Raw genomic sequence first — 9,029 nt, 5'->3', positions numbered from 1 at the left:
CCCCTCCCCGCCCCTCTGTTTTTCTTAAGCAGAGGGGTATACGGGGATAGCGGGGTCGTCCTCCAATGTGCGTACCCCTCCGGAAATTTATGTTGAAATACTCCTAGGGTGTATATCAAGCCTGACGAGTCAAATAACCAGCTGAGGCAGGTGTTGGGCACTCATAATATCTGCTAGCAGCGGCATCTTCACTCTCGCCTGGATAGTAAAGAGCAGGATTATCCGCAACGTTAGTAACTAATTCGGGACGAATCTCCTCTAGGTCACGTTCGTCTGTAGGTTCATGGCCAAGGCGAGCAAGAAATTCTTGCTTAGAGTCACGTTTTGGCGGCGTTGAACGTCTGTTGGGGTCCAACTACGGATGTTTAGAGGGGCATTTGAGTCTTCAGAGTCAACTTCCCAGGAGAACCAACGATCTGCATGGGGCGACCATTTAGCGAAATGTTCGGACATTATTAATTAGAGAGTTGATTAGATAGGTAAGGAGTGGATAATCAATCTTGGTAAGTGAAAGATATTAATCAAATGTTGTTTCAGATGTCTCAGGGTGGAGTCTAGGTGACTCTGTAGCAGGCTTAATGTTCACGTTAAGTACAAATCATCAGGCAAGTATTAACGCTTGTTATGGAGCCCAACAAAACGTTCTGTGATGAACATTGCAAACTGATTTCAATGATAATGGCTTAAGTAATTTCACCTAAGCCAAAAGCCCGCGCTTGGTGAGAGCATCTTGTTAAGTTTGATGTACCCGCTACCTTAAAATGAAATTTTTCAACACTTCGTTTCGTCTAGGCATTGCTGCTTTGTCATTGAGTCTTCTGACCTCTACGAACGCTTACTCGGGTGGTCATATGGGCGACGAAGATCACTCCATGCCCTCCAAGGACGTAGTTGAAACTGCTATTTCAGCAGGCAACTTCGAAACATTGGCTGCTGCGCTTGGTGCGGCTGGGCTTGTTGAAACCTTAAAGAGTGAAGGACCTTTTACCATCTTCGCTCCAACCGATGAGGCTTTCGCAATGCTTCCTGCTGGCACGGTCGAAATGTTATTAATGCCTGCGAATAAGCAAAAGCTTACTGATATTCTTACATATCACGTCGTGGCAGGAGATGTTAAAGCTGCTGACGTCATTAAGTTGTCAAGTGCTGAAACATTAAATGGTCAATCGGTCTCGATTAAAATATTAGACGGTAAAGTTTTTATCAATAACGCCACTGTTTTAGCAACTGATATTGAAAGTACGAATGGCATTATTCATGTGATAGATACCGTATTGATGCCAGAGTGATTACCTGTTGGTCTTTCGCTTTTCTGCCATATCGAGGGAAGTTATAGCCACACCAGAATCCAACAAGAAGGCTTATTGTTAAAGTTCCATGCTGAAGAAGTAACTAATACTTAGTTTGCTACGGACTGTTGGCTTTTGCTAGCATGTAGCTATGGAATATTGGTGGTTAACATATATTCGTTGCCTGCGTTTTAATCGCTGGCCCGTGCATTCCCCTGAGGAATTACGATTGGCCGAGCAAAAGAGAAAGATCGATCGCCTTTATGGAAAGTGATTGTTGCTACAAATGCGTTCATCTATAGGATTGTATATCTCCCTTTTGATATCGTTTAATGTCTTCAAAAATTGGTCTATGCCTGACAAGGGCGGGATGATGTTGTCTGTAATACTGACATAAGGAATTGCACCCTATAAATGTACTAGCATCAGTGGAAAAGGTCGATCGGGAAAATAATCGGCTAGGTAAGAAGTGAAGAAATGAAGAAACTCTATAAGATGTAAAGATTACATTCGCTGAGTAATACTAAGACACGAAAAATTTATTGGAAAAGAGGAAAGTAGAGGGAAATGAAGAACCGCCTCCAGTCCCACAGCATATCCACACTAGGGAGCACCACGTCCCTAGGTTGCCAGCAGGTTATTGTCAGTGCTGGAGGACAACAAAGTGGAGCCTTAGCAATTGCAGCTGTGAGATTGTCCAGCAGGGGAGATCTCTAAACTCATGCTCCATAACACCTACCCTTCCGAGGTCGGTTGTCATAGTCCCTGTATCTGTTCGTAACTCGAAAGGCACAGGAGGAGGGTCTCCAACAGTAAGCAACCTGATAACTATTCCCTTTACAGGGCTTTCTCATTAAAGTGTAAGATTTATGTTACACCACACTTAATGGCAGTGGCCGCCAATAAGTTGTCTGCAAGGTGTTGATGTTATTAGGATCGCTCCACCTTCGGTGTCGCTATCTGTATGTTGATATTGTGTTTAGAAGGAACAGAGTTTCGTCTTTAAGCCTCCTAAGGTGTGTCATTTTAAAGTTGCTGTGTAGAAGTACGCATTTCCCTAGGTTTCCGGAGGTCGAAACTTGAAAGCCCCACACGGATTGGCAGCACTTTGTATCTCGTGCGCCTATGTACTCTGGCCAAAGTAGAGGTCCGATTTCCACGGACATACTCTCGGGTGAACCGAGCCAGACTCAAACTATTAATGGTGTATGTGGGGGAGCCGAAACATCCCCCTGATTCCAATAGATCTCAGGGGGGTGATCGTATGTCAACGTCGTAAATGGTATGGACCACAACATTTCAAAGGATTGAGTAGCCAACGAAACAATTCTCCGACTTAGATGCAGAAAACTGATCAATTAAAAGGGCAAGGATAAAAGCAAGCAATTATTTAACGACACTTAAGTAGCGCAACCAAAGCAGTTTTGTGGTTTTGTAAGGATTTCGAGAAATTGCAGATACCTAATACTTTCTTACTACGATTTACTGACCAGATTTCCTTCTGATGCTTACCACGAAAACAAGACTTTTACTCCAAGATATCCTGACCCGTTTGTCTAGAAACGAACACGTAAGTTTGGATGAAAGGATTCTTGTGCAGAAACATGCAGACAGAAACTCAACGGTTTGGCATTGGCTTCGCAAAGCCAGATCCATTCAAGCCAAAGGTCATCTTGGTCAGGAATCTGTTAACGGATTTATGCAACAAATGAATCTACCCGGGCAAACCAGTGAAGATCATTTCAAGGGCTCGCGTGATGATTTGGGTGATTGGTTCCAGGGTTCACCCCAATGGGTGAGAAGGAGCTGAACGGTGAGCACTCATTTAGGAGAAAATATAAGGCGAATTAACGCACTCAGAGATGTCTGCCTTGCCCTTGTGGGGCTTATCGATGTCCAGCTAATTGGTGTTCATAAGCGTGCCCAAGCAGTCGAAGTTGACCACATCACTGAAGGCCTTTCTTGCTTTGCCACAGAGTGCATCCATTGTCCCCGCAGGGCCATAGAAACAATCGTGGACGGCATAGAAGGGCTGATCCCAAGTACAGAGGGTTTCATGCATGATGCAGGCATCCTGTGAGTGGGTCCAGTTGGCACCCAAAGCGGTCTGAGTCTTTGACTCTTAGAGATCGCCCCATCCGGTCTGGAATGTGATTTGTGAACGACCGTTCCTGTTTCACTTGTGATCTTTCAGCGGCCGCCAGTAACTACCACTACCCATGGCGTATGTAGTCACCCGCTCAGTCAACATCTCCCGGTACTCCTGAACGACTTTGGAGCCGTTAGGGGTGTACCAAGTGACGTACTCCAGGTCGTTACCTAGACACGCTTTGGCCAGATGTTTGAACCACTGATTCAGTTCCTCTAGCAGCGGGAAGGCTGCGGCATGGCCAGTAATGACAGCGTTAGTCACCACCACCTTGTCTGTTAGCGAGAAGTGGACATCCTTGAGGCCTGAAGCTATTTCTTCAAGCTCATCGGTGACGTACTCATTCTTCGACTTCCAGGAGGCCCTGTAGGCCGTACACATCGATGGCCGCTTGCAGACCGAGCGGTCTACGTACTGACTGGTGTCGTGGTTGTAGACGAGCATTGAGCCATCAATCACGTAGTCAGTAGCTCCAGCTTCCTGAAGCTTCAAAGACTGGTGAAGGCCACTCCAGCCACGGCCAGCAGCGCAGCCCCAATTCCCCGCGGCTGAAGCGGATCGCCTTCAAAACGCGCTGCCACGAGTGCCATCACAGGGGCAGTGCTCATCAGAGTCACGCCAGGTCCAACCGGCAGCTGTTGGAACACCACTTGCTGCAGTCCGATGCCGAGATTGGTGCCCAGCACGGTGGCGATCATCAGCCGCCCATTGATGGCGGCTGACTGGTTTGGCAGTTTGCGCCATGCCCGAGCAGAAAAGGGCAGCAGGGCCAAAGCTCCTCCGAGCAGCCGGATGGCAGCACTCTGCAGAGCAGACAGATCACCTCCCACCAGGACCTGGCGAGCCAGGAAGGCACCGCTCAGTCCACAGATCACCGCCATCAAGGAGCAGAGCAGTCCATCTCGGTTGAAGGAGCTGTAATCATCTGAACCATTGGGCCAGGCGATCAACAACACCGCCGTGCTCACCAATGCCGCTCCAATCCAGGCTTGAAGAGTGAGGGATTCCCTTGCCAGGCTGACTGTTCCGATACTGGCGAGAACAGGCCCGATGGCTTCCACCGTCAGAGTGCGCCGGGTACCAAGCCTTCTCAAGGCAGCAAGATAAAAACTGTCGCCGAGTGCAATTCCAATCACGCCGCTGGCCAGCAGCAGAAGGCTCTCGATTGGAAACTCGCTCCAGGGAAGGGTGAGCAGGATCGGCAGAAACAGCATCGTCGCCAAGCTGTTCTTGAGGCAGTTCAGCTGCAGGGCCGATCCAACATGGCTTAAGGAACGCCACAAAGCACTCGCCGATGTCCAGGCCAGAGCGGCTCCCAGCGCCGCAAGCACCCCTGTCATATCTGGCAGGTCTGCGTCATCAGGTCAACACTCAACCGCCACAACCGCTCTGCTTTGGCAGCGTCGTTTGCTTCTTCGCTGGTGTCCTTGGGTTCAAATCGATGGCGCCCGGGGCCGATCAGGTGATTGCTGAAGTACGCGAAGCCGGGCTGAGCGAATGTCTGTTCCGTGGCCAAAGCGGACAGAAGCCTGCCAGCGGTTGACGTTGATTCCGTCAGGCGCAACAAGTCACGGGCCACAAAGCTGAATAACGCCAGGCCAATGGGATTTTCATGGCGGCTTGTTCGGAAAAATCCCTCGGAGCTTTTCGGGATCACCAGCCCTGGACTCCATGTAATCACTGGCACTGCTCGTCCAAACCCATGCAACTGTCGTGCCAGCTCACGACCCATCAACACATTGCAGAGTTTGCTGTCCTTGTAGGCCTTGTCGGCATCAAAGCGACTGCTGCCATCGACCATCTCGAAACCGGCGCCCTTGTTCAGTCCTTCCATGTCTCCTAGCCCTGCCGGATTGCCAACGCGTCCTCCGCCAGAGGCAGGGTTATGGACATCGGATGCGGTGATCACAATCCTCGAATGGTTGTTCGGTTGCAGCAAAGGCATCAGACGCATCGCCATCAGTTGATGGGCCAGATGGTTCACGGCAAAGGTGAGCTCGATGGCTTGCGGGCTGAAACACGGTTGTTTGGTCCCCGCTCGTTGCAATCCCGCATTGAGGATCAGACCATCGAGTGGTTTTGCTTCCGCCAGCCAGCTTTGGCAGCCCCGCTCCACGCTGTTGAGATCTGCCAGGTCGACCACGGGACAATCCAATTGTTTTGGATCAGCTCCTGATTGCAGCAACGCAGCTCTGGTTTGGTCGCAGCGGCTCTGGGTACGGCAGGGAAGCGTGAGGACATGGCCTTCGTATGCCAATGCTTTGGCAGCCTCAAGCCCAATCCCTGAGCTGGCACCGGTGATCAGTAGATGGGCTGGAATAGGACGACTCATCGAGTGATTAATTGTTATCAGGATTTAGGTCGGGAATCAGAGGCTTGGATGGCTGATGATAATGAAAGAATCGTACGGTTTGTTTCATAGTTCTCCGATGTCTACACCCCCAATCTTTTTGCAATTGCGTCTTAAATCCTGCCAGGCTTGCTTAACAATTTCCTCGGGCAGGATTTCTCTGGTGTCGTTGAATATCTCCCTGGAGTCGGCATAGACGTTCCGCTTGTTGACGTTCACCTTTTCTCTGCAGACAACCTTAGTGGCTCCCACCACTCTTCCAAGTAAGAACCAATTGTATTCTCTTGAATTGATTAGATTTGCGTTTGCAGGCGGATGAATTAGAAGCGCAAGGGCGCTAAGGATCAATAATTTCATCAACGCATAACGTTAAATACCTATTTAAGGATTCTAGCGTTTATTCCTGTATTGGCTTGGGCGAGACCATCGATGATGTTGGTTGTATAGGAAAAAATCGGTTACGATATAGATATGCTGCTGTTTTGTTTTTTGCATTGTGAAACTTCTTTCTCTGATTACATCCATCTTTTTGTTCGCTCCAGCAGCGTCGGCTCAAAGTGTTTACCAGGAGTTCATGGACACACTCCGGGAGCAAAATCAGAAAGGATGTGATACCTCATATGTGGGTGGGTATGTGTCTCTCTATCAGGCGTTAACTCTGTTGTGCAACCTTAGAAAAGATGGTGCTATCAGCGAAAATAATTTCAATGAATATTCTAGAAAAGTTATTGATGTATTGGGATCAGACGATTCTTCAAACATACAAGCTGCGCTGTTGTACGCAACGGAAATATGTAAAAAGCAAAATATCGATTTACCCGTTGAAGGGAGTCAATAACTTCTGCAATTTCAAGGGATCTACTTGGATTCCAATTGAAGCAGCTAAGGTTTGAGGAATTTTTAATCCACAAAACAATTGGATCAGTGACAGATCTTATTTCTCTCGGATTTTGTAGGTGTAAAGCATCCCATCGCGTTCACCTACAACGTAGAGGCGCCTCCTTTCGGGATCGATCGCCACCCCTTCTGATTTGCGGATGCACGTCTGTTTCCCACCGTTATCGATGGTTAAATCCAGCCTCTGCAGAACGCAATCGTTGTTCCAGTCGTAATGAAATAGGCACTGGCCTTTATCACTTGTGATCCAGATCGTATCCCGGCTGCCGTCGTAACTGAGGCCGGAGAAATCAAGCTTCTCAGGTTCAACTTTGGGATGTTTAAACCCGTTTTCTGTAGACAGGAGGTGGGAGTTCAGAATGCTTGTCTGGTCTGCGGACACCTCAATCAGGACCCCTGGTCGACCCTCTTTCACCACAAATACATGGTTGTTGTGTGAATTCACCGTGATGCCTTCCAGTCCTTTGTTGTCGGGAGGATCGGGAAAGTAGTGGCGAATGCTGTCGTAGTTCTGCATTCCTGCCAATGGCCGTCTGCTGAGCTCACGGCGGCTCTCCAGATCCACTGTGACGATGGAATTGGTTTCCTCTTGAACCATCAGTAACCGCTCGCCGTCTGCCGAGACGGCGATGCCCTCCAGGTCTTCAACCCCAACGAAAAAGGATCCGCTGATGCTCAAGCGACCCTTCAGATCAAGTTTGAAGACTGCTTTAGTGTCGTCACTGACGGTGTACAGGGCTGTGCCATCGGCATTGAGGGTGAGTCCTGAGGGCTCGTTGAGGCCGGCTGCTTCGTCGAGAATCCTGTGCTCATCGACCAGCTTCAGAATGAGTTCCGCGCTGTCAGTCATGGCGTGATTCATGTTGGATCACCACTTCAGTCCTAACGAGAGATCGATTAGGGCGGGGCCTTAACGATCCTGAAGGAGGATCGTCACGTTTGGGGTTGAGTTGTGCGTCGCCTTTGTGTTTACTGCGGCTCACGAAGCGGCGACTCCGATTGTTTTCAGCAGGCGGCTGAAGCGATGGCGGAGGCGATGCTGCGCCACGATGTGGGCTTGATTTATGGCGGCGCACAGATCGGCTTGATGGGTGCTGTTGCCGATGCTGTTCTCGCAGGCGGTGGCGAGGTGATCGGCGTGATTCCGGAGTCCCTGAAACAGGATGAGGTGGCCCATCAAGGGCTGACATGTCTGGAAGTGGTGCCGTCGATGCATCACCGCAAAGCACGGATGATTGAACTTGCGGACGCCATGGTTGCTCTTCCAGGTGGATTGGGGACCCTCGAGGAAATGTTCGAGGCGCTCAGCTGGGCGCAGCTCCGCTTGCATAGCAAAGCCTGTGGTCTGCTGAATGTGGAGGGCTATTTCGATTCCCTGGTGAGTTTTCTCGACAATGCCGTGGAGCAAGGGTTCATCTCCAGCGAGCATCGAGATCTGGCCATTGTCGATCGAGATCCCGATCGCCTGCTCACCACGCTGTTGAGGTTGTCTTGATCAAACGCACCGTGATGATCAGCGGCGCTAGCCGCGGTATCGGGTTCGCCATCGCCCAACGCTTGCTGAACGATGGCCACAACATCAGCCTTGGTGTACGGGATCCAGATCGATTGCGCCAGGACCATCCGGATCTTGTCGATGCCGGACAGGACAGGGTGCTTGTGCATCCCTACGACGCTTGTGATCCGGCTTCCGCGTCTGAGTGGGTGGCCGCCACAACGCACTGGCGTGATGGGTTCACGGCTTTGATTCATTGCGCGGGGATTTTGCGTCGCACGGGCTTGCTGTTTTCAGAGGGCGAGGAGACCGATCTCGATGATCTTTGGCGGGTGAATGTGATGGGGCCCTGGTGGTTGACCCGGGCGGCCTGGCCATCGCTGAGTGCCAGTGGTGAGGGGAGGATTCAGGTGTTGGTTTCGATGAGTGGCAAGCGCTCCAAGGGGCGGATGGCCGGTTACCCAGTGAGCAAGTTCGCCTTGATGGCGCTGTGCCAAACGATGCGCAACGAAGGCTGGGAGGCCGGAATTCGGGTGACAGCGTTTTGCCCCAGTTGGGTGAATACAGAAATGGCCACCTCAATCAGCCGTGTGGCTCCTGAGGCGATGACGCAGCCGCAGGACATTGCAACTCTTTCCAGCACGCTTTTGCAGTTGCCGAATGCTGCAGTTCCCTTTGAGTTAATGATCAACTGCAGTTTGGAAACCTGATTCCAGGTTTCATGTGGTTCGATCGTTAAAGGAATCAAGGATGTTGCTGATCGTTTTGTCATATGTCATCGCTGTATATCCTTAGTCCAGGCTTTTTGTTGACAAAGCCATTAGGCGTCACTTTCTGGTTTTGAATGTT

General features: G+C 50.2%; 8 protein-coding genes and 1 pseudogene. 4 read left to right on the top strand and 5 right to left on the bottom strand.

Going from position 1 to position 9,029, the window contains the following annotated elements; all coding sequences use genetic code 11:
• Positions 1–761 precede the first annotated feature (761 nt).
• Positions 762–1,289 (top strand): fasciclin domain-containing protein, encoded by a 528-nt coding sequence (locus SYN9616_RS0104990; RefSeq protein WP_037990691.1) that lies wholly within the window; start codon positions 762–764, stop codon positions 1,287–1,289.
• Between the two features lie 1,900 nt (positions 1,290–3,189).
• Here SYN9616_RS0104990 and SYN9616_RS17855 read toward each other — a convergent pair.
• The 4 genes and pseudogenes from SYN9616_RS17855 to SYN9616_RS0104965 form a co-directional block, all read right to left on the bottom strand.
• Positions 3,190–3,882: pseudogene (locus SYN9616_RS17855) on the bottom strand (DNA-directed RNA polymerase).
• Between the two features lie 44 nt (positions 3,883–3,926).
• Positions 3,927–4,778, bottom strand: a complete 852-nt coding sequence (locus tag SYN9616_RS0104975; protein WP_028952135.1) for a DMT family transporter — start codon at positions 4,776–4,778, stop codon at positions 3,927–3,929.
• The gene (locus SYN9616_RS0104970; RefSeq protein ID WP_037990689.1) at positions 4,775–5,770 is read right to left on the bottom strand and encodes an SDR family NAD(P)-dependent oxidoreductase; all 996 of its coding nucleotides are present in this window, start codon (positions 5,768–5,770) and stop codon (positions 4,775–4,777) included. The genes SYN9616_RS0104975 and SYN9616_RS0104970 overlap by 4 nt, the downstream gene beginning before the upstream one ends.
• 84 nt (positions 5,771–5,854) lie before the next feature.
• Positions 5,855–6,145 carry a hypothetical protein gene (locus SYN9616_RS0104965; RefSeq protein WP_028952133.1) on the bottom strand — a complete coding sequence of 97 codons (291 nt, stop codon included), beginning with the start codon at positions 6,143–6,145 and terminating at the stop codon, positions 5,855–5,857.
• Between the two features lie 217 nt (positions 6,146–6,362).
• On the opposite strand from SYN9616_RS0104965, the gene SYN9616_RS17105 reads away from it, so the two are divergent.
• A complete protein-coding gene (locus SYN9616_RS17105) occupies positions 6,363–6,626 on the top strand; it encodes a hypothetical protein (protein WP_156918676.1) in 264 nt (87 codons plus the stop codon).
• 96 nt (positions 6,627–6,722) lie between these two features.
• Here the strand turns inward: SYN9616_RS17105 and SYN9616_RS0104955 are convergent, their stop codons facing one another.
• Positions 6,723–7,535, bottom strand: a complete 813-nt coding sequence (locus tag SYN9616_RS0104955; protein ID WP_028952131.1) for an SdiA-regulated domain-containing protein — start codon at positions 7,533–7,535, stop codon at positions 6,723–6,725.
• A 102-nt stretch (positions 7,536–7,637) separates the two neighbouring features.
• On the opposite strand from SYN9616_RS0104955, the gene SYN9616_RS0104950 reads away from it, so the two are divergent.
• Positions 7,638–8,180, top strand: coding sequence for a TIGR00730 family Rossman fold protein (locus SYN9616_RS0104950; RefSeq protein ID WP_028952130.1), 543 nt, complete (start codon positions 7,638–7,640; stop codon positions 8,178–8,180).
• On the top strand, positions 8,180–8,890 hold the full coding sequence (locus tag SYN9616_RS0104945) for an SDR family NAD(P)-dependent oxidoreductase (protein WP_028952129.1): 711 nt from the start codon (positions 8,180–8,182) through the stop codon (positions 8,888–8,890). The genes SYN9616_RS0104950 and SYN9616_RS0104945 overlap by 1 nt, the downstream gene beginning before the upstream one ends.
• Positions 8,891–9,029 lie beyond the last annotated feature (139 nt).

Source organism: Synechococcus sp. CC9616 (assembly GCF_000515235.1).
Taxonomy (GTDB): domain Bacteria; phylum Cyanobacteriota; class Cyanobacteriia; order PCC-6307; family Cyanobiaceae; genus Parasynechococcus.
The sequence above is the reverse complement of the archived record's forward strand: the minus strand, read 5'-3'. Positions and strand labels throughout refer to the sequence as shown.